General features: G+C 33.4%; 24 protein-coding genes and 1 riboswitch. Of the genes, 6 read left to right on the top strand and 18 right to left on the bottom strand.

The window, feature by feature from the left end; genetic code table 11:
* Positions 1–3: 3 nt before the first annotated feature.
* The 4 genes from J0J69_RS11240 to lysA are packed head-to-tail and all read right to left on the bottom strand — an operon-like array spanning position 4 to position 4,647.
* Positions 4–984, bottom strand: coding sequence for an aspartate-semialdehyde dehydrogenase (locus J0J69_RS11240; protein WP_055243263.1), 981 nt, complete (start codon positions 982–984; stop codon positions 4–6).
* 12 nt (positions 985–996) lie between these two features.
* Positions 997–2,127, bottom strand: coding sequence for a M20 metallopeptidase family protein (locus tag J0J69_RS11235; RefSeq protein WP_055243264.1), 1,131 nt, complete (start codon positions 2,125–2,127; stop codon positions 997–999).
* Positions 2,128–2,141: 14 nt separating this feature from the next.
* Positions 2,142–3,338 carry an aspartate kinase gene (locus tag J0J69_RS11230; RefSeq protein ID WP_055243265.1) on the bottom strand — a complete coding sequence of 399 codons (1,197 nt, stop codon included), beginning with the start codon at positions 3,336–3,338 and terminating at the stop codon, positions 2,142–2,144.
* A gap of 13 nt (positions 3,339–3,351) precedes the next feature.
* Positions 3,352–4,647: a diaminopimelate decarboxylase gene (lysA, locus tag J0J69_RS11225; protein ID WP_055243266.1), complete on the bottom strand. Its 1,296-nt coding sequence runs from the start codon at positions 4,645–4,647 to the stop codon at positions 3,352–3,354.
* Between the two features lie 129 nt (positions 4,648–4,776).
* Positions 4,777–4,954, bottom strand: a riboswitch (Lysine riboswitch).
* A gap of 319 nt (positions 4,955–5,273) precedes the next feature.
* Here lysA and J0J69_RS11220 point away from each other — a divergent pair.
* Entirely contained in the window at positions 5,274–5,447 is a 174-nt protein-coding gene (locus J0J69_RS11220) for a hypothetical protein (protein ID WP_156343916.1), read from the top strand.
* 117 nt (positions 5,448–5,564) lie between these two features.
* On the opposite strand, the gene J0J69_RS11215 is transcribed toward J0J69_RS11220, so the two are convergent.
* Positions 5,565–6,509, bottom strand: coding sequence for an L-lactate dehydrogenase (locus J0J69_RS11215; protein ID WP_212726091.1), 945 nt, complete (start codon positions 6,507–6,509; stop codon positions 5,565–5,567).
* A 146-nt stretch (positions 6,510–6,655) separates the two neighbouring features.
* Here J0J69_RS11215 and J0J69_RS11210 point away from each other — a divergent pair, with 146 nt between their 5' ends.
* A complete protein-coding gene (locus tag J0J69_RS11210) occupies positions 6,656–7,162 on the top strand; it encodes a GNAT family N-acetyltransferase (protein WP_055305484.1) in 507 nt (168 codons plus the stop codon).
* Between the two features lie 47 nt (positions 7,163–7,209).
* Here J0J69_RS11210 and J0J69_RS11205 read toward each other — a convergent pair whose 3' ends face one another.
* From J0J69_RS11205 to J0J69_RS11195, 3 genes are all read right to left on the bottom strand, one after another.
* Positions 7,210–7,806 carry an ATP/GTP-binding protein gene (locus tag J0J69_RS11205; protein ID WP_055243269.1) on the bottom strand — a complete coding sequence of 199 codons (597 nt, stop codon included), beginning with the start codon at positions 7,804–7,806 and terminating at the stop codon, positions 7,210–7,212.
* A gap of 165 nt (positions 7,807–7,971) precedes the next feature.
* Positions 7,972–8,487, bottom strand: coding sequence for a YehS family protein (locus J0J69_RS11200; RefSeq protein ID WP_055243270.1), 516 nt, complete (start codon positions 8,485–8,487; stop codon positions 7,972–7,974).
* A gap of 340 nt (positions 8,488–8,827) precedes the next feature.
* A complete protein-coding gene (locus J0J69_RS11195) occupies positions 8,828–9,091 on the bottom strand; it encodes a hypothetical protein (RefSeq protein ID WP_055243271.1) in 264 nt (87 codons plus the stop codon).
* Between the two features lie 188 nt (positions 9,092–9,279).
* Here J0J69_RS11195 and rluF point away from each other — a divergent pair, with 188 nt between their 5' ends.
* Entirely contained in the window at positions 9,280–9,987 is a 708-nt protein-coding gene (gene rluF, locus J0J69_RS11190; RefSeq protein ID WP_212725198.1) for a 23S rRNA pseudouridine(2604) synthase RluF, read from the top strand.
* A gap of 33 nt (positions 9,988–10,020) precedes the next feature.
* Here rluF and J0J69_RS11185 read toward each other — a convergent pair whose 3' ends face one another.
* The 5 genes from J0J69_RS11185 to J0J69_RS11165 form a co-directional block, all read right to left on the bottom strand.
* Complete coding sequence (locus J0J69_RS11185) at positions 10,021–10,452, bottom strand: relaxase/mobilization nuclease domain-containing protein (protein WP_172676272.1); 432 nt, start codon at positions 10,450–10,452, stop codon at positions 10,021–10,023.
* Between the two features lie 106 nt (positions 10,453–10,558).
* Positions 10,559–11,248: a DNA alkylation repair protein gene (locus J0J69_RS11180; protein ID WP_055243274.1), complete on the bottom strand. Its 690-nt coding sequence runs from the start codon at positions 11,246–11,248 to the stop codon at positions 10,559–10,561.
* A complete protein-coding gene (locus tag J0J69_RS11175; protein ID WP_212725199.1) occupies positions 11,238–11,711 on the bottom strand; it encodes a methylated-DNA--[protein]-cysteine S-methyltransferase in 474 nt (157 codons plus the stop codon). Before J0J69_RS11175 ends, J0J69_RS11180 begins: the two co-directional genes overlap by 11 nt.
* A 12-nt stretch (positions 11,712–11,723) precedes the next feature.
* On the bottom strand, positions 11,724–12,359 hold the full coding sequence (locus J0J69_RS11170) for a pentapeptide repeat-containing protein (protein ID WP_055243276.1): 636 nt from the start codon (positions 12,357–12,359) through the stop codon (positions 11,724–11,726).
* Positions 12,360–13,035: 676 nt separating this feature from the next.
* The gene (locus tag J0J69_RS11165; protein ID WP_212725200.1) at positions 13,036–13,713 is read right to left on the bottom strand and encodes a YybI family spore inner coat protein; all 678 of its coding nucleotides are present in this window, start codon (positions 13,711–13,713) and stop codon (positions 13,036–13,038) included.
* A gap of 189 nt (positions 13,714–13,902) precedes the next feature.
* Here J0J69_RS11165 and J0J69_RS11160 point away from each other — a divergent pair, with 189 nt between their 5' ends.
* Positions 13,903–14,397, top strand: coding sequence for a GNAT family N-acetyltransferase (locus tag J0J69_RS11160; RefSeq protein ID WP_055305490.1), 495 nt, complete (start codon positions 13,903–13,905; stop codon positions 14,395–14,397).
* A 576-nt stretch (positions 14,398–14,973) separates the two neighbouring features.
* Here the strand turns inward: J0J69_RS11160 and J0J69_RS11155 are convergent.
* Positions 14,974–15,246 (bottom strand): thioredoxin family protein, encoded by a 273-nt coding sequence (locus J0J69_RS11155; RefSeq protein WP_147614363.1) that lies wholly within the window; start codon positions 15,244–15,246, stop codon positions 14,974–14,976.
* A gap of 70 nt (positions 15,247–15,316) precedes the next feature.
* Between J0J69_RS11155 and J0J69_RS11150 the strand changes: the two genes are divergently transcribed.
* The gene (locus J0J69_RS11150; protein WP_212726092.1) at positions 15,317–16,231 is read left to right on the top strand and encodes a glycoside hydrolase family 73 protein; all 915 of its coding nucleotides are present in this window, start codon (positions 15,317–15,319) and stop codon (positions 16,229–16,231) included.
* Positions 16,232–16,692: 461 nt separating this feature from the next.
* On the opposite strand, the gene J0J69_RS11145 is transcribed toward J0J69_RS11150, so the two are convergent.
* The gene (locus J0J69_RS11145; protein WP_212726093.1) at positions 16,693–17,580 is read right to left on the bottom strand and encodes a LysR family transcriptional regulator; all 888 of its coding nucleotides are present in this window, start codon (positions 17,578–17,580) and stop codon (positions 16,693–16,695) included.
* A gap of 107 nt (positions 17,581–17,687) precedes the next feature.
* Between J0J69_RS11145 and J0J69_RS11140 the strand changes: the two genes are divergently transcribed.
* Entirely contained in the window at positions 17,688–18,692 is a 1,005-nt protein-coding gene (locus J0J69_RS11140) for a YeiH family protein (protein WP_055245088.1), read from the top strand.
* A 528-nt stretch (positions 18,693–19,220) separates the two neighbouring features.
* Here J0J69_RS11140 and J0J69_RS11135 read toward each other — a convergent pair.
* From J0J69_RS11135 to J0J69_RS11125, 3 genes are all read right to left on the bottom strand, one after another.
* On the bottom strand, positions 19,221–19,559 hold the full coding sequence (locus J0J69_RS11135; RefSeq protein ID WP_055245090.1) for a four-helix bundle copper-binding protein: 339 nt from the start codon (positions 19,557–19,559) through the stop codon (positions 19,221–19,223).
* A gap of 128 nt (positions 19,560–19,687) precedes the next feature.
* Complete coding sequence (locus J0J69_RS11130; RefSeq protein WP_055245092.1) at positions 19,688–19,954, bottom strand: hypothetical protein; 267 nt, start codon at positions 19,952–19,954, stop codon at positions 19,688–19,690.
* A gap of 265 nt (positions 19,955–20,219) precedes the next feature.
* Positions 20,220–23,462: an FtsX-like permease family protein gene (locus J0J69_RS11125; RefSeq protein WP_070100355.1), complete on the bottom strand. Its 3,243-nt coding sequence runs from the start codon at positions 23,460–23,462 to the stop codon at positions 20,220–20,222.
* Between the last annotated feature and the right edge of the window lies 1 nt (position 23,463).

The raw sequence follows: 23,463 nt of genomic DNA, 5'->3' as shown, positions 1-23,463 counted from the left end.
CTCCTACAAATAATCTAACAGTAATTCAGCAATCTGAACGGTATTCGTTGCTGCACCTTTCCTAATGTTATCGGCAACCACCCATAAATTTAAACCTGAATCGACACTAAAATCACGTCTAATTCGGCCAACATGAACTTCATTATGCCCTTCAACATCAATAGGCATTGGATAATCGAGCGAATTTTCGTGACCATGTACTACTAAGCCATCCACGCTTTGTAGTAGCCTATAAACCTCTTCTAACTCAAACTCACGCTCAAACTCCAAATTCATCGAAACAGAATGTCCATACTTAACAGGCACTCGTACTGTTGTTGCTGTTACTTTAATATTTTGATCTCCTAAAATTTTTTTCGTTTCCTCAATCATTTTAACTTCTTCTTTTGTATAACCATTGTCTAAAAAGACATCGATATGGGGTAAGCAATTTCCAACAATCGGATACGGATAAAACTCAGTTGTTCCCGCTTCTAAATCATGAAGCCCCTTCACCCCTGAGCCAGATACAGCCTGATAAGTCGAATACACAATGCGTTTAATTCCAAATGCCTCATGTAACACTTTTAATGGAACGACGGATTGAATCGTTGAACAATTTGGATTCGAAATAATGTAGTCATTATGACTTAAAACATGAGGATTCACCTCTGGTACAATAAGTGGAATTTCGGCTTCCATGCGCCAAGCGCTAGAATTATCTACTACTCGTACTCCTTTACTAGCCGCAATCGGAGCAAACTTCTTACTAATTCCACCGCCTGCTGAAAATAAAGCAATATCAATTTCTCGATCAAAAGATTGTTCTGTTAATTCTTCAACAACATAAGTTTTTCCTTTAAACTCAATCGTTTTTCCAGCTGAGCGACTTGATGCAAAGCAATATAACTCCTTAATTGGAAAATTTCGTTCCTCAAGTACTTTTAAAAAGGTTTGTCCCACTAAACCAGTAGCCCCTACAATTGCAACATTAATCCCATTCATTTTACACACTCCCTAATAAACATTTAATAAACGACACATTTCATCATACAGTTCAACGCCATTTAATAAAACATTGTCACTAAAATTAAATTTCGAATGATGCAGTGGATTTGTAAAACCAAGCGCATCATTACGAGATCCTAGCATAAAGAATAATCCTGGAACCTCTTTTTGATAATAAGAGAAATCTTCTGCAATCATCATCGGATCAATTTCAATCATTTTCTCACCGAGTGTTGAGTGACACACTAACTCAAATAATGATTTATCATTCACAATACATGGATACATATCAATAAATTGCGTCTTTACTTTGGCATTAAACATCGTCTCAAGTCCAGTATTGATCTCTACAATACGTCGCTTAATCGTTTCATAAACTTCTTCACTAAATGCGCGAATCGTTCCTGTCAGTTCTACTTTTTCAGCAATAATATTTCGACGCTCTCCACCATGAATCGTACCAATGGTAAGAACGCCCCCATCAATTGGATTCAAATTTCGACTCACAATGCTTTGATAACTATTGATTAACTGAGCCATTATAATGAGCGCATCATTTGCTTTATGAGGAATCGCTCCATGCCCACCTTGACCTTGAATGACAATATCAACCTCTCCAGTTTGAGCTGTCATCACACCTGATCGAAGCCCAAACTTTCCCTCCTCAATCTCTGGATATAAATGTAGACCAAATATAAACTTCACCTTATATTTTTTTAATACTCCTTCTTTGACAATAACCTCAGCTCCGCCTGGACCTTCTTCTGCCGGTTGTAAAATGAATAATACGCTCTTTTTTAACGGTTCAATCTTTGATAAATGAGTCGCAAATCCAAGTAAAATAGCCATGTGACCATCATGACCACATCCATGCATTTTTCCCTGATGTTTAGATGTAAATGCAACGCCAGTCTCTTCTGCTAAACTCAATCCATCCATATCTGAGCGAAAAGCAATACATTCATCACTTTCACCTTTTCGATAAGCTAACAATCCTGTTTTTGCGGTTGATTCAACCTTGTATCCTAAAAGTTCTAATTGTTCTTTTAAATATGCTGATGTTTTAAACTCACAAAATCCAAGTTCGGGAATTTGATGTAAATACTCTCGATGCGTTGTTAAAATTTCTTTTAAATCCATACGCCGTTCCCCCTTTATAAATTCAACTCATTCGATAAGGCACGAACCGCTTTTTCTTTATCTTTTTTATCAATTGTGTATGAAATACTAATTTCTGATGTTGTCACTTGCCTAAAGGAAATCCCGTTATCCGCTAAAATTCTAAATAAGCGACCACTTACTCCACTTTGATTTCTCATTCCAATTCCAACGACTGAAATTTTTGTAATTTCATCCTCTATACTAATCTCAACTCTACCCTCTAGATCCCCCATCACCTTTTCAATTACAAATAAATCATCTTTTGGTGCAGTAAAAGAAACATTAATATACCCATCAACTGGTGCTGTTTGACTAATCATATCCACATTTACATTTTCAATCGCTAGTTTTTCAAATAAAGTCGCAACATGATCTAAGTTATATAAAATATGACTAACTGTTACCATTAAAATATCATCACAAACACTTAACCCCGTTACTATATTCGCTTCCATTTTCTCATCATACTCCTTAATATAAGTTCCACCCACATCATTTATACTTGAAGCTACATAAATTGGAATATTATATTTACATCCAATTTCAATAGCACGTGGTTCCATCACACCTGCACCAAGGCTTGCCATCTCCATCATCTCTTCATAACTAATAACATCAAGTTTTTTCGCCTCTTTATACAGTCGTGGATCGACGGAATAAATGCCATCAACATCTGTATAAATATGACATGGACAACCAAGTTTCGCTGCTATAGCAACTGCTGTTGTATCTGACCCTCCTCGACCAAGTGTTGTAATATCGCCATTTTCATTCACCCCTTGAAACCCAGCAACAACTACAACTTTCCCTTCTTTTAAATAATTCTTAATTTTCTCATCATCAATATCCAAAATTTTATTTTTAGTATGCGGTCCATATGTTTTAATTCCAGCTTGAAACCCAGTTAGAGCAATAGCGTCATATCCAAATTCCTGAAAGGCCATCGACAACAACGCAATGGACACTTGTTCTCCAGTGGATAAAATCAAATCCATTTCTCGTTTATTGGGATTTATCGCAATCTCTTTTGACATCTCCACTAAATGATCCGTCGTTTTCCCCATCGCCGATACGACAACCACCATATCATTTCCCTTTTCCTTTTCCGCAATGACTCGTTTTGCAATCCGTTTAATCTTCTCAGTTGTTCCAACTGATGTCCCACCATACTTATGAACCAAAATCCCCATATTCTCATTCCCCCTATAAAACTTCTAAAGCTAGTAATTCCTCTAACGTTTGTCGTTTACAAATCACTCGACTTTTTCCATTTTGAACCGAAACAACCGCAGCCTTCGGAATCTTGTTATAATTTGATGACATCGAATATCCATACGCACCGGTTGAGGCAATAATCAAGATATCACCTGTTTCAATACCCTTAATATCAACATCTGTGATAAGAATATCACCACTTTCACAACATTTTCCTGCGATCGTTACTTGCTTTTGATCCCCTGTTCTCATTTTATTCACAATCGCACACTCATAACGTGCTTGATATAACGAAGGTCTGATATTATCAGTCATTCCACCATCTACACTGACATAGGTTCGAACATCTTTAATATCTTTCATCGATCCAACTGTATATAGCGTACTTCCAGCATTTGCGACAATGGAACGTCCTGGTTCAACGATTAACGTCGGTACGTTAATCCCTAATTTCTGACAAGATTTTTCTACTTTTTCAATCATAGCTTCACAAAATTGTTGAATGGTTTTTGGTTGATCATTTTTCGTATAATAAACGCCAACTCCTCCTCCTAAATCAACTTCTCTAATTTGAATGCCGTATGTTTCCTTAATCTCCTTAACTAAACTCATCATAATATCTACTTCATCTAAAAAAGGTTCTACATCAAAAATTTGTGATCCAATATGTGCATGTAATCCAACCAGTTGTAGATGCTCATATCGATGAAAACTGGCTAAACACTCATATAAATCCCCATTAGTCAAAGTAAATCCAAATTTCGAATCAATTTGTCCCGTTTTTATATAATCATGTGTATGTGCTTCTATACCAGGTGTAATTCTCAAATAAATCGCTTGCGATGTGCCTCTTTCTTTACAGAACTGTTCTAGCAAATCAAGTTCATAATAGTTATCAACAACAAATCGACCTACTCCTAACTCAAGACCCATTTTAATTTCATCAATGGTCTTATTATTTCCGTGAAACAGTACATTTTCCATTGGGAACTGAGCTTTATGCGCCGTGTATAATTCCCCACCAGATACCACATCTAAATATAATCCTTCTTCTTTAATGAGTTGACACATATGAAGGGGTAAAAAGGCCTTCCCAGCATAAGCGACTCGATTTCGATGTTCTTTCACTTTGAAATGTTTCACATATTCGCGGCAATTCTCTCGAGCAAGTTGTTCATCAAAGACATATAAAGGGGTTTTATACGTCTTAGCAAGTTCTAAACAACTAATTCCTCCGATATAAAGTTCATCATTTTTTACTGACATCGTTCCTTGTAATTTCATTTTGTCGTCCTTCCTTTTCGTCATAAAGAGGCTCACATTTACAAATAAAAGCTCCCTCATTTGAATCATACTAAGGGAGCTTCGAAAAATACTATCCTAAAATAGATGATAACAGGATAGTCTCTATTTCTTAAATGTAGCTCAACACAAATTTGCATTTGTGACAGTGATGCATATCTTCTATACACCCCCAGGTCTATAACCTTAAAGCTTCAGTTATAGCCTTCGGCGGTTATTCCTTTCTTCATACTTCATTGCGCTTACCTCATTATGAATACTCTTAAGAACCGCAGCCTCTACCTTAATTATTTTTTATTAAGTTATTAATCATTTTAAAATATTTTCCATTATTTGTAAATAAATTCAAACAAACTTAGTATATTCAAATCATTTAACCTAATATTTCACTAACTCTACAATTAAAACTATATTCAATACCTAATAAATTTATACGGTACATTTCAGTTTTAATTAATTATTTATTACTAACCCAATCAGCCTATCTCATATTATATTAAACCCTAGGTTCTTTTGATTAAGGTTATTAGGGATTTTATTTTGTCGTTGATTAAGATATGATATAAATGATATAGTCATTTTTATCTATAAAGAAATGAGGTGACAAGATGTTTGAAGAGTTTGTGATGCAACCTTTATCTATGCTTTATGAAGATGGAACTTACGATGAAATCCCTTATTGTGCGAATTGTAATCTAGAAGTTGGACCAGGTGGGCGTGTCGATTCACGTTTCCCAATGCAGGATGATTATAATCGTTGTCGTGAATGTGTAGGGAAATAATAAAAACCACTTGCCGCCCTTGAAACGGTAAGTGGTTTTTTTTGTTATGACAGATTGTAATATGAAGTGCGATACATAAAAAAACCTCAATACTAGATTGAGGTTTCTTTTATTCAATTAACGCACGGTATCTAATGTTTCTTTTAAAATTGAGACGGATTTAGTTAATTGTTCGAGTTCTTCTGAACTAATATTTAAGTTAAAGACTTCGCGAATTCCGTTACGATTGACAATCGCAGGCACACCGGTAAAGATATCATGAAGACCATATTCACCATCTAAATAAGCTGACACTGGTAAGACTGAGTTTTCGTCATTTAGGATGGCTTTAACAATACGCGTGATACACATCCCAATTCCGTAATAAGTGGCACGTTTACGTTCAATAATATGATAAGCAGCATCACGGACGTTGACATAGATTTCTTCTAAATCTTCTCTTTTGTATTCTGGATGATCTTTAATAATATCGAAGATTGGTTTGACACCGACGCTTGTATGTGACCATAATGGCGTTTCAGTATCACCATGCTCACCGACAATATAACCGTGAACGTTACGAGGATCGACGTCTAAATATTTACCCATTTGGTATCTTAAACGAGCGGTATCAAGTGTTGTTCCGGTCCCAATGACACGATGTTTTGGTAAACCTGATTCTTGCCAAGCAATATAAGTTAAGACATCAACAGGGTTACTTGCAATTAACAGAATTCCATTAAATCCTGATTGCATAACATTTTTAATAACATCACGCATGATTTTCGCATTTCGTTCAACTAAGGCTAAGCGTGTTTCTCCGGGTTGTTGATTAACACCAGCTGTCACAACAACGATATCGGCTGTTTTACAGTCTGAGTAATCTCCAGCCCAGATTTCAATTTTTTCTGGGCCAAATGGAATCCCGTGATTTAAGTCCATGGCTTCACCAACAGCTTTTTCATGATTAACGTCAATTAGAACTAACTCCTCAGCTCCACCTTGGTTTACCATTGAATACGCAAAGCTCATTCCAACAAATCCTGTACCAACTAATACAACACGTCTAGTTCCAGTCTGCATAGCGACTACCTCCTTTAGTTTTACTTCATTAGTATGTACGAATTAGTCATTTCTAATCGCGAAATTCGTCGAAAACATTAGAGTTATGTTATAGAACTTGGTGATATAATGATTAATAATTATCCACTTTTGAAAGGAGAATAAAGATGTTAGCATTAAGATATACTAAACTAGAAGATATTGAACGTGTCATGGAGATTATTAAACAAGCTCAACAATATTTCAAAGAAAAGGGAATCAATCAATGGCAAAATGGTTATCCAAATGCTAAAGTCATTGAAAATGATATTAAAAATGGACATAGTTTTGTCTTAATAAAAAATAATGAGATTGTTGGAACCATCGCTATTTCTTTTGAAGGAGAAGCTACTTATAATAAAATTTTTGAAGGGGATTGGAAAAGTAATGATAACTATGCCGTCATCCATCGGATTGCAGTTGATCATGAGTTAAAAGGAATCGGGCTCTCATCTGAAATGATTAAACAAACTGAATTAATGTGTAATAAAAAAAGTGTTGGTAGCATTAAAGTCGATACACATGAGGATAACCAAGCGATGCAACGCTCTCTTATAAAAAATGGATTTGATTATTGCGGTGTCATTTATCTAGCTGATGGCAGTAAACGTGTAGCTTTTGAAAAATGTTTATAATGAAATAAAGCCTATATCGAAAATTGATATAGGCTTTATTTTATTTATTATTCAGCTAATTCTTCTACTGGTTGCGGTTTAACAATTTCTTTTTCAATTCCAACAATATTTAAGATTTTTTCTGAGCGTTCTCGCGTTGAACCTGTGATAACTTCATACTTCACATTCTCTGCATTTAAGAAGTTTAAGATTGCATCATCCACCATTTGAGCAACTTCTTCATCCTGCCAACGAACTCCATCTTTTTTATATCCAAATTCACGAGGTACAAAGAAGATATAGTCGTACTGAGGTAAGTCACGAATTGCTAAACTATATAAGTCATTTAAAATCTCAATTTCTTTTTTAGTACGTTTTTTATCTCCAAGCATTAAGCGTCCATAAATATATGGAACAAATGTTGCGTAATCCGTAACTGCATATTCATGTCCATCTAATGCTTTTTCTAAATGTAATTGTCCTAAATAAATTCCGTATTGCTCTGAAATTGATTCGATCATTCCTTTATCACGTAAATAATCGGTACTATATTCAGTCGCAACCCCGACATTAATATCACGGATTTTCATATCCACATATAATTGTTGAATTAACGTTGTTTTACCACATCTTGGTCCACCTAGAATTGCAATTCTTACTGTCATTTTTCACTTCTCCAATGTATAGAAATTTTTCATCATAAGCAGCTCTTTTGAAGTTAAATTATATCAATAAATGAAACTTTTTTCAACGACAATTTGTTTCAAATTAAGACATAATATACCAATTAAAAAGTAAAAAACCTTATCATAAGGATAAGGCTTTATTTATTATTTTTGCGTTGTACGGTATTGAATGGCTAATCCTTTTAAGAAATTACGTAAGTAACGATCGCCACACTCTTTATAATTTTTATGTCCTTCTTTACGAAGTACGGCACTTAATTCGCCCTTTGAAATTTTAACACCCGCTAATCCTAAAATATCAATAACTTCCTCTGACGTTAAAGATAGTGCAATTTTTAATTTCTTTAGTACGATATTATTAATGTTATTACGTCTTGTAATACTAACTGGATTTTCAGGTTGTCCAGATTTCTTTTCTTGTGGACCACGTTTAAACGTAATTAATCCATTTAAGAATGCATCTAACATTTTATTGTTACATGGTAAGGTTTCATTACTGTCAGCATCTTGAAAACCAAATTCTTCTTTTACTTTGGTTAACATTTTTTTTACTTCTTCCTCTGTGACTTCTACTCCACCAAGTTTGAAAATTTTAACCATTTGTCCATCTTTTAAGTTTAGTGCATATCGAATACGAATTAAGATATCGTTATTATTCATGTTAGAACCTCCGTTTTTTGATACATCTTTTTTATTATACCAAATTATCTATATAGAAACAGAAATGTATTTTATAATTCTACATTGGTCTCAATTAGAGGCATCTGTTTATTATTTTGAATCATACTAATACTAAATCTATACCTTTCGAAATTCGTTAATTTAATCCCATATTATTTGTAATACTTTTTTAATTTATCGTCCCCTGTTAAAAAATTAATATTCCCCCTAATATAAATAGCTTCTTCTAGCTGCTATATAAAATAAAAAAAGTTATTATAGCCTATTAATGATTCTTTGGACAGTAAAAAGCACTTATCTTTTAGATAAGTGCTTTTTACTATAATGATTTTGGTGTGACTAATTCTAAATGATAGAAATCTTCATAACCATAATCTCCAACATGATTTAAGTAAACACGAATAATGGCACGAATATTTGTACCACAGCTACGAAGTTCATCCTCTAATTCATCACTGTTATGATAGTCAATTAAACGATCTACCACTTCAGCAATTGTTGAGCGATCCAGCTCTAAAAGCTCCACATTAGACTCAATATAACTTCCTTCACGTAAGAACATCACTAAATAATGTTGATCCATCTTCTAAACCTCCTGCTGTCATATTTCCTTTATTATATCATAACTCATATTTTCTTAATCAGTTGAACAATATATTAATGAAACGACTTTTTTCGACACTATTTTCTCTTTTTAGTCGACAAGTTATGTAAATCACAGTATACTTAGAAAGATTTGCAACAAGAAATCTCGCTAAAGGGTGTGAAAATATGCGCTTAAATAAATTTATTAGTGAATCTAGAAAAGCTTCTCGACGTGGAGCTGATAAACTAATTGAAGAAGGACGCGTGAAAATTAACGGTCGTAAAGCTAAAATCGGTGATCAAGTGAAGCCAGGTGATGAGGTTATGGTTAATGGGCAACGTATTCGTTTGGCACGTAACAATGTCTATCTTGCTTTAAATAAACCTGTTGGAATTACATGTACTACTGAGAAAAATGTTAAAGGAAATATCGTTGACTTAGTTAACCACCCATTACGCGTGTTTAATATCGGTCGTTTAGATAAAGATTCAGATGGTTTAATTTTATTAACAAATGATGGTGATATTGTTAATAAAATTTTACGTGCTGAAAACAATCATGAAAAGGAATATATTGTATCTGTTGATAAGCCAATCACACCTGAATTCGTTGAAAAAATGTCTAAAGGCGTTCGTATCCTTGGAACAAAAACATTACCATGTAAAGTTGAACAACTTTCAAAATATGAATTTAAAATTATCTTAACTCAAGGATTAAATCGTCAAATTCGTCGTATGTGTGAAGCATTAGGATATGAAGTTTATCGTCTTCAGCGTGTTCGAATCATGAATATTCACTTAGGTAACTTACCCGTTGGACAATGGCGTGACTTAACTAAGAAAGAAAAAACACGTTTATTCCAAGACTTAAATTATACACCGCAAGAATGGTAGTAAAAACTCGCACCTAATATTAGGTGCGAGTTTTTATTTATATTGAATTGTTGATAGCCCATGCTTAGCACAACAATCATTAGTAATCTTAACGACAAGTTGATGAAGTTTTTCTTCATATAGCTTACGATACATTTCATCTTCTTTCATTGAACTTGAAACAAAAATAATGTGATTATGTAAAACCTTTGAATGTGTGTGTGTAGCAACCACATAATCAGAGTAGTCTTTTAAAAATTGAGTGGCAAACTCGATTCCAATTTGGTGAGCTACCTCTGGTTTAACATACTCATCAACAGGAAATCGTTGCATAATATGATAAGCTGACTCTAGTTGATGAATAGGTTCATTTGTCGTTGTGAATTTATAAATAAGTTCACTATCCCCAGTTTTTTTCTTATCTATGATGGCATCAATTTTCTTATGGTAGTCTTTGGTGATCTTATAAATCTTGATGAATGCCATAGGCTCACTCCCTTTATCAACATGATACATACTTCTACATTATAATACTCCTAAAATTTCTAATTTTCAAACAAATTACGACTTTTTCTCCACTTCGTGTTATTTTTTAATCTGCTTCATTTCGCTTCATTTGTTTCATTAATTCTTTTGTTTTTATATCGCTTTTCATCGATTCACTAATTTTTTGTAAAGCTTTATTGTAAGTAAATGTATCCAGTTGTGTCTGCTTTAAATAACTTAAAGTTAGATGAGGATAACTCACATAGCAAGCGGATATTGCCCATGCGATTGCCATACGAACGTAGTACCCTGAATGCTGAACCTGATCTAATTCCCGAAGAACATCTGTTACATATTGGTTATCTACATAGTAAATTAACAGCATAACAACAGCAAATCTCACTTCAAACTCTTGATCCGACGAAAGATAAGAGGTAATCATAGGCCAAAATTGTTTTTGATACTGCTTCGTAATCTTGAGTCCAGAACAAAAACTATCACAAACAGACCAATTATTAATCTGAGGCACAAAAATTTGAATGTGCTTCATCACTTCATGAATAGAAATATCTTTAATATAGCCAATGACCATCCCTCTTAGCATAATTTCTTCAAAGTAAATATCATCATTTTGGTTCAAAAATTCACGCCAATTTTCTTTTGCAATTTGCTTTGCCATTTTGCGTAAAATTGGTAAACGGACACCTAAAATATCCGGTGTTCCTGGAAGCAAACGAGATGAAAACTGCTGATAGCTTGGTTCTGCTAATTCTAAAAGTTGTGCTTTAACATTCATATGAAGTCCCCTCTAAAGTTAGTAAATGCTTTTTAACCTCTAGCCCCGCTGCAAAACCGACGAGTTTTCCATTGCCACCAATCACACGATGACAAGGGATGAGAAGTAAAATAGGATTTTTATTATTCGCCATTCCTATCGCACGCGAAGCTTTTGGGTTGTCAATCTGTTCTGCGATTTGTTTATAACTATAAGTTTTTCCACAAGGAATATTTCGAAGGGCTTGCCAAACTTTCTGTTGAAAATGAGTTCCTGCTAGAGCTAATGGTAAGTCGAAAGATTGGCGCAGTCCATTGAAGTATTCATCAAGCTGCTTGACTGCTTCTTTAATTAAGTCCGTCTCTTCTTGAATGGCATTTTCAATTTGTAAAAGATGTGCTAAGTATAAATTTGTAATTCCTCGATCATTGTGTACAATAACTAATTTTCCGATTGGACTTTCATAATAGTGATAATACTTCATTTCTTTCACCTCTTATACAATCTTTAATCCCAAGAGTTGTGCTAATTGAACAGCTTGTTCTGTTGAGACAGTTAACCCCTTTAACTGTTCCATCGGAATGATGACTTGATGAATCTCACACGTCGAGAAATCTAAAGTAGCTAATGAGGTATTAATAAATTCACTTTCAGATAAATTACAAGTATCATAACTTACCTTCCTGTAACTACACTCATTAAAACTACTATTCATCATTTGATTATTAATAAAATTCACCGACTTAAATTTACTGTATGAGAAGTTTGCATAACGTGCAGTATTATCCTTAAATAATGTATTCTGAATACTACTATTTGAAAAATCACTTCCAGTTAAACGACAATTAATAAACTCACAACGATGAATTGTTCCATCCATCAATTTAAGATGAGATAAATCACAGTTATCAAATGTCGTATCTGTTAAATCAATTCGGTCGAATTGACAACTTTCAAAGATTACATTTTTAAAATAACATTTATTTAAATACAATCGATCAATACATTGATCTGTAATCATTGTATTTTCAAATAGAGCTCCTTCAAGATACGGATCATCCATGATGGCTTCCTCAAAAATCAAATCTTCTTTGGAATATTTCATTCGCTTTGGCTTCTGAATTTTTTGCATACTTTCCTTTTCCCCTATGTTATTGTTTATTCCATCATACCATGCACTATCATGATAAAGAAGAAATTCTTTTTTAAAGACAAATTTATCTTTTCCCACACAGTATATCAGTCATTTTCTTTATAAAAATCCGTGCATATTATCTCCTCTAATATAACAGATTTTTTATACCCTCATATTTTCTATATTTACTATTACAAACTAAATGTTTGAAGTTTTTATCATTCCCCCTCCTATAGTCTCAGTAAATTTTTTGTAATGAACAAAATTTACTAAGATTTACATCTTTCTGATTGTTGAATGTTTACAGATTGATTTTCTGCTATACTAATTAAAAAATTAACTCCTTTTTGCGATTATGAGTTAGCTTATATTGTATATCTGCTTTAAAATCACTGAATAACATAACATTCAATCCCTTTTCTTAAAAAAATCCTCTCAATACTGATTGTTCCATCCTTTCATCTCGCCTCTCCTATCTGTTAAAACAATGACATTTACCACATTATAGAATCTATGACAACTTATTTTATTGAATATCTTCCCCGTATCCACTGCCATTATTAAATGATGATTGTACACAATAAAAGGGGTTATCTGTAAATAACTAAATCTATCTAGTTATTTTTAAGATAACCCCTCTATTTCAAGCCTGTATCAAAATTAAATAATTATTTTATGTATTTGGAAACTTAACAAGTGCCTGACTTTTTATCATTGGAGCTTCCTGTGTTACCTGAATAACCGATTGTATCAATCCTAATAAATCAGCATTGTTGACTCCAATGATTCGTTGTTGAATTTGCAGACTATAATAGTTTTCGTAAGGCTGTTGAATCGGATAAATGGTATTAACAGCTGTAATCATTGGTTGAATTGGATCTTGTCGCATACCAGCATACGGATTAAAATGTCCTCGACTTTCTAGCATAAATGTTTGCCCCGTGGCAGGACACGTCACACCCAATGTTCCGTTCATATTAATATATCCTGCTTGACAGGTTAGTTTTCTTGAGAGGTCTTCTTCATCTAAAATGAGTTTAAGTTTGTTATTTTCTAAGTTATAAAGACGAGCAATGGCATAGTCTCCACTTCCGCCTGTCCGTCCCGTAATAAGAATTTGACTATGATTTGTTTTTAAAAAATCTCCTAAAAATAAGCGAATATCATATCCCGTTAAATCTAATTGAAATCTCAATTTTCTATCATCCATATAATGAATCAACAATTCCAATTGTTGAATGTAAGATTGACTTGGACTATAAGGTGTCCCAAATAAAACGACTTTTTCACAATTATAATCCCCATCTACATCACCATATTGAATACTAATTACAGTTTGGTCAACTTGCATATCCCCCATTCCTCCTCTCATATCTTTAAATTATATGACAGGATTTTGAGAAACATGTTATAATGTGAAAAAATCCATATAAAAGGAGTTGTTTGTTTGAAGCAAACATTATTACTGCAATCCGTCCAATAAGGGAGGATTGACATGCATCCTCCCAGACCTATAACTAATTAGTAGGAGGAACTGAAAATGACATTAATCATTAAATGTGAAGAAAAAACTGAATTTGAAATGATTTATCACTTTATAAAAGAAGCTTTTGAAACAGCGGCTGTTTCTGACGGTACTGAACAAGACTTCGTTAACATGCTTCGCGTGAGTGAAAACTATATTCCTGAACTAGCATTAGTCGCAACAGACAACAAACAATTAATTGGACATATCATGCTTACAAAATTTGCGTTTAAGGGAATGCTTCTTTTAGCCCCACTCACTGTTAAATTAGATTATCGCCATCAAGGAGTTGGAACAAAACTCGTTCAAAAAGCTTTTGAGTTAGCAAAGGAAATGAACTATACGTCAGTCGTTGTATTAGGTGATCCTGATTATTATGGTCGATTTGGATTCAAACCTTCTGTGAACTTTGGTATTACTTGTACAAATGAGATTCCTTCAGAGTATGTTCAAATCGTTGAACTACAAGAAGGAGCACTAGATTCGGTTAATGGAACAATTTCATTCTAAACACGAGAAAAGGGAAATCAATATGATTTCCCTTTATATATATTTTGGATTAATTAAACTACTCGGCTGTTGAATGAACTTTTAATTAAATCTTTGATTTGAACTCCACCATTGGATTTTCTAAATGCTGATTTACAATATAGCCTCCTTCTTCATTTGGCTTTGAAGATATCGCTTTAATACAATATACTCATCCTCTTTTTAAAATCTCAACTCTATTTTAAAAAAGTTATTCACCGTAGCCCATCTCTACGACAAATAACTTTTACTCATATACTATGATTAAAAAAACGATCCACTTGTATTAGACATACACTTCCCACTTAGAGAGTAGTAATTTAGAATAGAACCATTCATCAATGAATGTGAATGTTAGGGTACATCGGGTAATGTACATTCATATCATTTAAAAATAGTAATCTATTCTATATTCACTCTCTCTAGTTACAGTATATCGAACACTGTCGAATTATCCAAGTGTGCAAACGCACACAATGAGATGAATTATCGATATAAGAATCCATTATCGCATACTTCTAAGATTTAAGCTATATTTTTTGCTAATTTTTGCTATAATTAATAGAATAAATGATATAAACGATGTATCTTTTCATCTAATGTTTGAACACTAAAGATCCCTGCTTCTTTAATATATGGTTTTTCATCAATCGTTACCACGATAGCTGGAACAGAAAAAATATTAAAAGATGCTGCAAGTTCTGCTTGTGTATCTACATTAATGAGATGAAGTTTAATTTCAGGATACTGTTTTAATAATTGTTCCACTTTAGGAAATAGTGCAAGACATGCACTACACCTAGAACTTTTAAAATAGTGCAGAGTCATCATAAAATCATCCTTTCTTTTTAAATTTATGCTATCAATTTCTAGTGTTATTAATATCAAATGGGGGACCTGTATGAAAGTCAAATATTTAATCATTGCTGCCATTACAACTTTTTTAATTATTAAATTACCACTCAAGCCATATGTTATTGTTCACCAATATGATAATTATCTTGACATAGCACTAGAACATATCGATTTAACTGGGGTGGATATTCCTTTCATAGTAGAGACAGTTGATACTGCAGGTGGATATGAGGTTCAACTCAACTGGAAAGAGGTTTTAACACTAATTGCGATTAATCGAGAGAATAATTTATATAATCTTGATGAAACGATAATCAAAACAGCAGCTTCTCGATTCATTGATGGAGAGAGAGTAAAATCCCTAGATGAAGTGTTAGTCGATTCTCTTTACACGAATGAAGAACGTGAGCGTGCTAAGACATATATGGAGGACTTAAAATATGAAGGTTATACCCCTCATAAATTACAGCCTTCTGCGAAGGAAACTTTATTTATTAATCAGTTAGTTAATCCCGCTAAAATCAATTATAGAAAAACAGGGATTTTACCGTCAATTACAATTGCTCAAGCTATTCTAGAATCTAACTGGGGCCAATCTGAATTAAGTCGTAATGAGTATAACCTCTTCGGAATTAAAGCGGATGATTCTTGGGATGGAGATTATGCTACTTACACAACGACAGAGTATGATAATGAAGTAATTGATGCAGTTTTCCGTGAATATGATAATTGGCTGGCTTCAATCGAGGACCATGCGAACTTCTTATTAAATAATGAATGTTATCATGAAGCAGGTGTATTTGATGCCAAAAATTATCGCATTCAAGCTAAAGCAATTGAAGTGGGGGGATATAGTACAGCTGTGGACATCGCTGGAAATCCTGAGTATGCAAAACGACTTTGCGAACTAATCCGTCAATATAACTTACAACTTCTTGATCATGAAGTTATGCATGATTAAATGTATCGATTATTTATTACAGGAGATGTTTAGTCGACTGATTATTAATTACTTTTCCTATTTCAATGAAATTTTTTAAAGCAAAAAAGGAACCGATTTTTAAATCAGTTCCTTTTTTTGCTTTAGTCGCTAAATACAAACAGAAATAATTTCTACATTTACGATAGCAATCTAAATATTTGATAGTTATACCCCTCAAGTCAGACTATAGCCTGGGGGCCACCTATGCTACGGAGTAAGTTTACGAACTCGTAGCTTTCCTCCCCTGATAGGGCTTGGGTCACCTAGCGATTTCTGAAAGAAATCTAATCCTCCACTACTAGGGCTTTAGTTTTTATCGTGCAAAAAACTTAAATAGACTTATATAAATTATTTTTCGTTTTATATATAAATCGCTTTTGATAAGATGAGACACTTTTAAAATCCTACTTTGCACCAGTGATATTTTTATGTTTAAATAGTTACTCCCCTATTTGACTCTTAGCAAATTTTAAAAAGTTTAAATATTTTTCTTTTTGTAAAGATGATTTTAAATAGATAAAATTGAATTCGCGATTGAGATTAATTCCTTCAACTTGAATTTGTTTTAATTCTTTTCTTTCTAATTCCTCTTTAACGGCTTCTTTATAAATAAACGTCACACCATGATTTTGTTTGATTAGATACTTCAAAAGTTTTAAATTTCCAATTTCATCAAGCTGTTTAAATTGGTTAAGTGAACTATTCGTATTAGCTAGCAATTTCTCTAAGATGTCTCGACTTCCTGATCCAACCTCACGGATAATGAGTCGTTGCTTTTTTAATTCCTCTAGTGTGATGACTTCATCTAAGGGGCTATTAGCTGATGCAACTAAAATAAAATCATCCTTCTTAAGTAAATGATGCTCGAATTGCTCTTTATCAAAATATCCTTCGATAAAGGCAAATTCTATTTTACCTTTTAAAAGAGCATCGATTAAATGAGTTGTATTTTGAACTTTAAAGTTAAGTTGAATATCTGGAAACCTCTTTAGATAAGCATCTAAGATGGTCGGCATGACATAGTCTGCTATCGTTAAGGTTGCCCCAAAATTAAGTCGCACTTGTTTTGTTTTTAATTCATACATCTCTGTTTCGGTTGATTTTAATAAAGCCTGTGTTTTTAATGCATACTGTAAAAGAACCTGTGCTGATTCTGTAAGTCGCATCTTCTTCCCTTCATAAACTAATAATTTAGTATTATACGTTTCTTCTAAATATTTAATATGCTGGGTTACTGCGGGTTGGGTTAAACAAAGATACTGTGCTGTTTTCGTTAAACTTCTTGTTTCGCACACATCAATAAATGTGAGCAATCGATAATCAATCATACTCCACCTACTATAAGAAATATTTATATTTGTATAAAAATGTATAATTTTTATTATATCAATTTACATGGTATTGTAAAGATACAATAAAAATTAGGAGGAGTTTTATGAAAAAAATTTTACCTGGTGTACTTCTTTCATTAGCAATTGCAATTATTGCAACGATTTTAAATCAATATGTTCATATCATTGGGGCGAGTGTATTTGCACTTTTAATGGGGATGGCTATTAACTTTTTCATGAAAGACACTACGACATACAAAGCTGGAATTACTTTTAGCTCAAAAAAACTTTTAAAAGTTGCCATTGTCTTATTAGGAACAAGCTTAAGTGTTAGCCAAATTATTCATGTTGGTAAATACTCACTTGTTGTTATGGTCTTCACTTTAGCGGCAGCATTTGGATTCGGTTATCTATTCGGAAAACTATTTAAAATGGACTGGAAACTTAGTTCATTAATTTCAGCTGGAACGGGAATTTGTGGTGGAACAGCAGTTGCCACTTTATCACAAGTTATTGATGCAGATGATTCAGACGTCGCATATGCTATTTCTGCAACATTTATTTTTGATGTTGTCATGGTTATCTTATTCCCTATTATGGGTGCGGCTCTTGGGCTAAGTGATATGGCCTTTGGATTATGGGCTGGTACAGCCGTAAATGATACATCTTCAGTTGTTGCAGCGGGATATGCCTATAGTGATGCAGCGGGTGATTTCGCAACGATCGTAAAATTAACACGTACGTTATCAATTATTCCTGTCGTATTAGCATTCTCATATTTAAATGAAAAATTAAAAATGAAACAAAATGCAGGTGCAGCAGTTGAGCAAAAGAAAGTTAACCTCAAAAAGATTTTCCCTTGGTTCATTTTATTATTCTTAGGAGCTGCTTTATTAAATAGTGTTGGTATTATTCCAGCAGCATTAAGTTCAACTCTTTCAACATTAAGTAAATTCTTTATGGTTATGGCATTAGCTGCAATCGGATTAAAAACAGATATTCGTGATGTAACAAAATCTGGTTTCCTTCCTATGCTTCATGGATTCATTATTTCAGCCATTGTTGTAATTGTGGCATTATTAGTTCAAGTTTTATTAGGACAAGTCTAATAACATAATTTAAAACCTCACTGATAGTATTCTGATTTTCACATTCAGTACTATCTTGTGAGGCTTTTTTTATTATTTGAGGTAATCTATTTTACAATTGATCTAAACTCTTCTATGCTATTAACCATCTCAACTGAAATATGAGCAGAGCAGAATACAGATAAATCCATTTTCACCCTCACTCATTCAAATCACTTTTTCTGATAGTCAATTAAAATAATCCGCTAATTATTTAACAGGCTTCCCATGCGAATTTCCTTGTTTCATCATTTCAAAATGATCATACTAAGAAAAAACAATCTTAGGATTAAAGAAACTAATTTTTTATTTAATTTTTCACTTCAGTGATTTTCATATATCCTAATCAATACAAACACCTTAAAAGATTCACCTTTACATGACTCTAATTTCTCCATCAAATGACTACTTCCTAAACGAACCTTTTCTTCCTCAATTAACTTCTTATTGAATACTTTATAATTTTTTGTCTCTGATAGCTCTTTTATTTAAAAATTCATCTGACACAAATCAATAAACCTCTAGTACTTTATCGCAAGCAATAGCACATGATTCACAAGCTTGTGCACAACGTAAACAATGTTGATAAGTATGTGCATGTTTCATACATTCGACACTACAAACACGACAGATCTCTGCGCACACTTGACAAAGTTGATTCTTAAAGTTTGTTTGTGACGATAAAGCTTTTGCAACAAAAGAACAAATATCAGCACAATCTTTTGTTAAATGAATACAATGAGCAAAAGGCTCCATATGATCATCAATTAAACACGCATTAAAACAAAAGTTACACGCCTTCATACATGCTAAACATTCATCTACACATTCTTGATAACGAGTTGACATTTGATTTCCTCCGCACTCAAACAATTTTCTGTTATTTTAGTATGTGCGACTCTCTACAATCTCTATACGCAAAATTAAATGTTAATCATACAGTCTTTGCTGATTTAGTCACCTAACTATATTTAATACTAAATAAAATCTAGCTTTAAAAGCTCATGATCTTTTCTAATTTTAGTGAAGTATATATTAAGCAATTGAGGATATTTAACCTGAATAATCGCTTGAATTAATGCCTTTATGTCGACGTTTGGTATCGGTGGCATAGTTACCCTAATGACAATAGAATTTGGTTTAGGAATGGCAAGACTCACCATAGCAAGAATAGTTGCTGTAATCTTTTTCTGATCAACTTCTAACATTTGATTATTTTTTACTACTAAATAGCAGATTTTCACTTTTATCGCCCCTGTTCTTCAATTTACCTTTAGAATTAAATGACACTATTTATTATCATTCTATTAACTATCCCTTTGTCTGTTTATATGAAAAGTTTATGTTCTTAATAAACAATTATGCTGATAAAACTACAATCAATTGGATTTAATACGTTTTCTTTCCAAAAACAGATAAATTGTATTATATACCGGCAAAATAGTTCGATAAAATTAGTCGGCATAAAAAAGAGAGCCTATATTTTTATAAGCTCTCTTTCTTATTCAATTAATCCACTGATTTTAGGGACTCAACCATTTCTACTCGTTTTAATTTATAATACATCGCGAAGTTAACAAGTGCAGCAAATACAAAGGTTAATCCCGCTGCATACACATAACTTAATCCACGAATTTGGCGACCAAACATCATCATATCCATTTCAACTGTTGTCATAACAAATAGATGTAGCAACACCCCTAATCCAAGCCCAACGAACGTTCCAATTAAGGTTAAAATAATGTTCTCACGATAAATATAAGCAGATACTTCATTATCATAAAATCCTAACACTTTAATTGTGGCAATTTCGCGCATACGCTCAGAAATGTTGACATTCGTTAAGTTGTATAATACGACAAAAGCTAAAGCTCCAGCTGAGACAATCAATAAGATAATGACGTAGTTCAAGTTGTGAATCATATCATTAAAGCTTGATTTTAACGTTGAAACCCAACTAATACCGCTGACTTCCTCTAAAGCCATTAGCTCACTTGAAAGATCAGATTGTATAGCCTCATCCTCTAGAGAAGAAATAGCAACTAACTGATTAAAGCTTAATTGTTTATCAAATAATTGCTCATAATATGATTTTGATAAATAAATGTAATGAGAAATATAGTTCTCAGTAATTCCTGAAATTAAAACCTCGACTTTTTTTCCATCAGCATTTTCAAGTGTAATGTGATCGCCAACTTTAACATTTAACTGTTTGGCTATCTTTTCTGTCAAAATAGCTCCTTCATCAGTTAAACTAAAATCCATCGCTGTTTTACGATTTTGGAAATGAATAAACTGACTTAAGTCATCCAAATTCTCAGGAATAAAAATCGTAATATCTTTTTCTTCATCGTTGGCCAATAGTTTACCATTTTCACTCGTTGTTAAAAGTGACCCGACAATGCGTTCATCCTTGTTTAAAGAGCTTACTACATTAGCTTGATCCTCTTCCGTACTTTCACGATTAAACGTTAATGTCATATCATATAGGAATAACGTTCCAAATTGTTTATCCACAATCGTACGAATCGAGTCTTTTAGACCAAATCCTGTTAATAATAGAGCTGTACATCCTGCAATTCCAAACACTGTCATAAAGAAACGTTTTTTATAACGGAAAATATTTCGAACCGTTACCTTTCCAATAAAGCTCAGGCGATTCCAAATAAATGGAATACGTTCAAGTAAAATACGTTTCCCCTCTTTTGGAGCTTTTGGCCTCATTAAGATAGATGGGGTTTCAACAAGTTCTGAATTGACAGCAAAATAAGCTGATAAGGTTGTGACTCCAACTGCAATTAACAATGCTGTTAAAATAAGTGACCAACTAAAGACAATAATCGTTTCTGGTAACACATACATCATTGAATACGCATCAATTACAACAGTTGGAAAAACATAGTTTCCAACAACTGCTCCAATGATACTTCCGGTTACACTTGCTAAACCAGCATAAATTAAAAACTTAGAAGCAATTTTCCACTTACCATATCCTAATGCTTTTAACGTTCCAATATTCATTCGTTGCTCATCAACCATTCGTGTCATCGTTGTTAAACAAACGAGCGCAGCAACCATAAAGAAGAAAACTGGAAACACTTGAGAAATAGCATGGATACTTTCAGCTGCTCCTTTATAATCAACAAAAGAATAATGTTTATTACGGTCTAAAACATACCATTCAGGATGAGCAATATCTTCAATCTGTTGCTTGGCATCAGCTAACTTTTCTTCAGCTTCGGCAAATCCTGCTTCAGCCTCTGCTTTAGCTTCCTCATACTGTTTCTGACCTTCAGCTAAGTCAGCTTCTCCTTTTGTAAGCTCCGCTTCAGCCTTGTCAAATTGTTGATTCGCTTTAGCTATTTCATCTTCAAGATTAGCTTTTTGCGTATTTAATTCCTGACGAGAAGCCACAAGTGTTTGCTTCGTTGTCAACAACTGTTGTTCCCCGTTAATTAAAGCTTGTTCATTTTGCTCAAGTTCTGCTTTTCCAGCTGCTAACGCAGTTATTCCACTTTGATACTGTTCTTCAAGTGGCGTTAATTGAGCCTGAATACCAGCCTTTTGTTCTTCAGTGAGCATCGGACTTTCTAAACTAGCTTTCATTTGATCAATGGCTGTTTTTAATTGATTTAATTGTTCTTCACGTTGACTAATTTCTTGTTTGGCTTCCTCAATTTTTGCCCAAGCACTCTCCTTATTGGCATAAAACTCATTATAAGCTTGATTAAATTCAGTTTCACCTTTTATTAACTGCGCTTCTCCATTGGCGATTTGTTTTTTAGCGTCAGCAATGGTTTGTTCAAATTCTGCTTTCTTTAAAGCAAGTTCCGATTTTCCTGACTCAATCGTTGTTTTAGCTTCCTCTAACTCATTAGCAGCTTTTTGTAATTGTTCTAAAGCCTCTGATTTTTTCTCTTCATATTCTTGACGATTTTTATCTAATTCCTCATTAGCCTCAGTAAAAACTTCATCGTAACGTTTTTGAGTTTGCGTATCTGCTAATGTTTCAATAGAAGAAATAAGTGGTTTCAGCGCCTCCTCATATTTCTTACTAAATGTATCAAGTGCTAAAACATCACTTGCTGTGACAAAGATTTCAGTATAAATATCTAATTTAAAATCTTCCTGTGGAATCATAATGAAACTTGAGATCTCACCATTTCCGATTGTCGTACTTCCTTTATCAAATGATAAATAATAGGGCGTCTCAACAATTCCGACAACGGTATATTCTGTTGTTTTCAAGTTATCACTTAATGCTGTGTCTGTTCCTGATTCAAGGGTAATGGTTGAACCAATCTCGATTGATTCAAAATAGGCATTTCGTTCAACAACCGCCTCTCCTGATTTCTCAGGTAGTCGCCCTTCAATGACACGGACTTGATTAATATAATTCGGATCATCTAAACTTAAGTCAATTGGCAATGCATGAACTTTTAAAACTAACTCTTGATTATGATAGTTCGTTAATACATCTTGTGAATAAGTTGGAAAAATCCCTTCAATTCCTTCTAACTTGGCAAGGGCATTGACATCTTCTTGTGTAAAACCAAAGGTTGAAACAAGTCTTAAATCCATCATATTATAGTCATCATAATATTGATCAACCGTCTTTTCCATAGATAGCGGTGATGATTTAATTCCCACGAAAAAGGCAACCCCTAAGGCACAAATCATGAGAATAGATAAGAAACGACCTATCGATTTCTTAATATCACGAATGGTATCTTTTGTTAAACTCTTACTCATG

The organism is Turicibacter bilis, from assembly GCF_024499055.1.
GTDB lineage: Bacteria > Bacillota_I > Bacilli_A > MOL361 > Turicibacteraceae > Turicibacter > Turicibacter bilis.
Note: the sequence above shows the minus strand (reverse complement) of the source record. Positions and strands in the feature narration are given on the sequence as shown.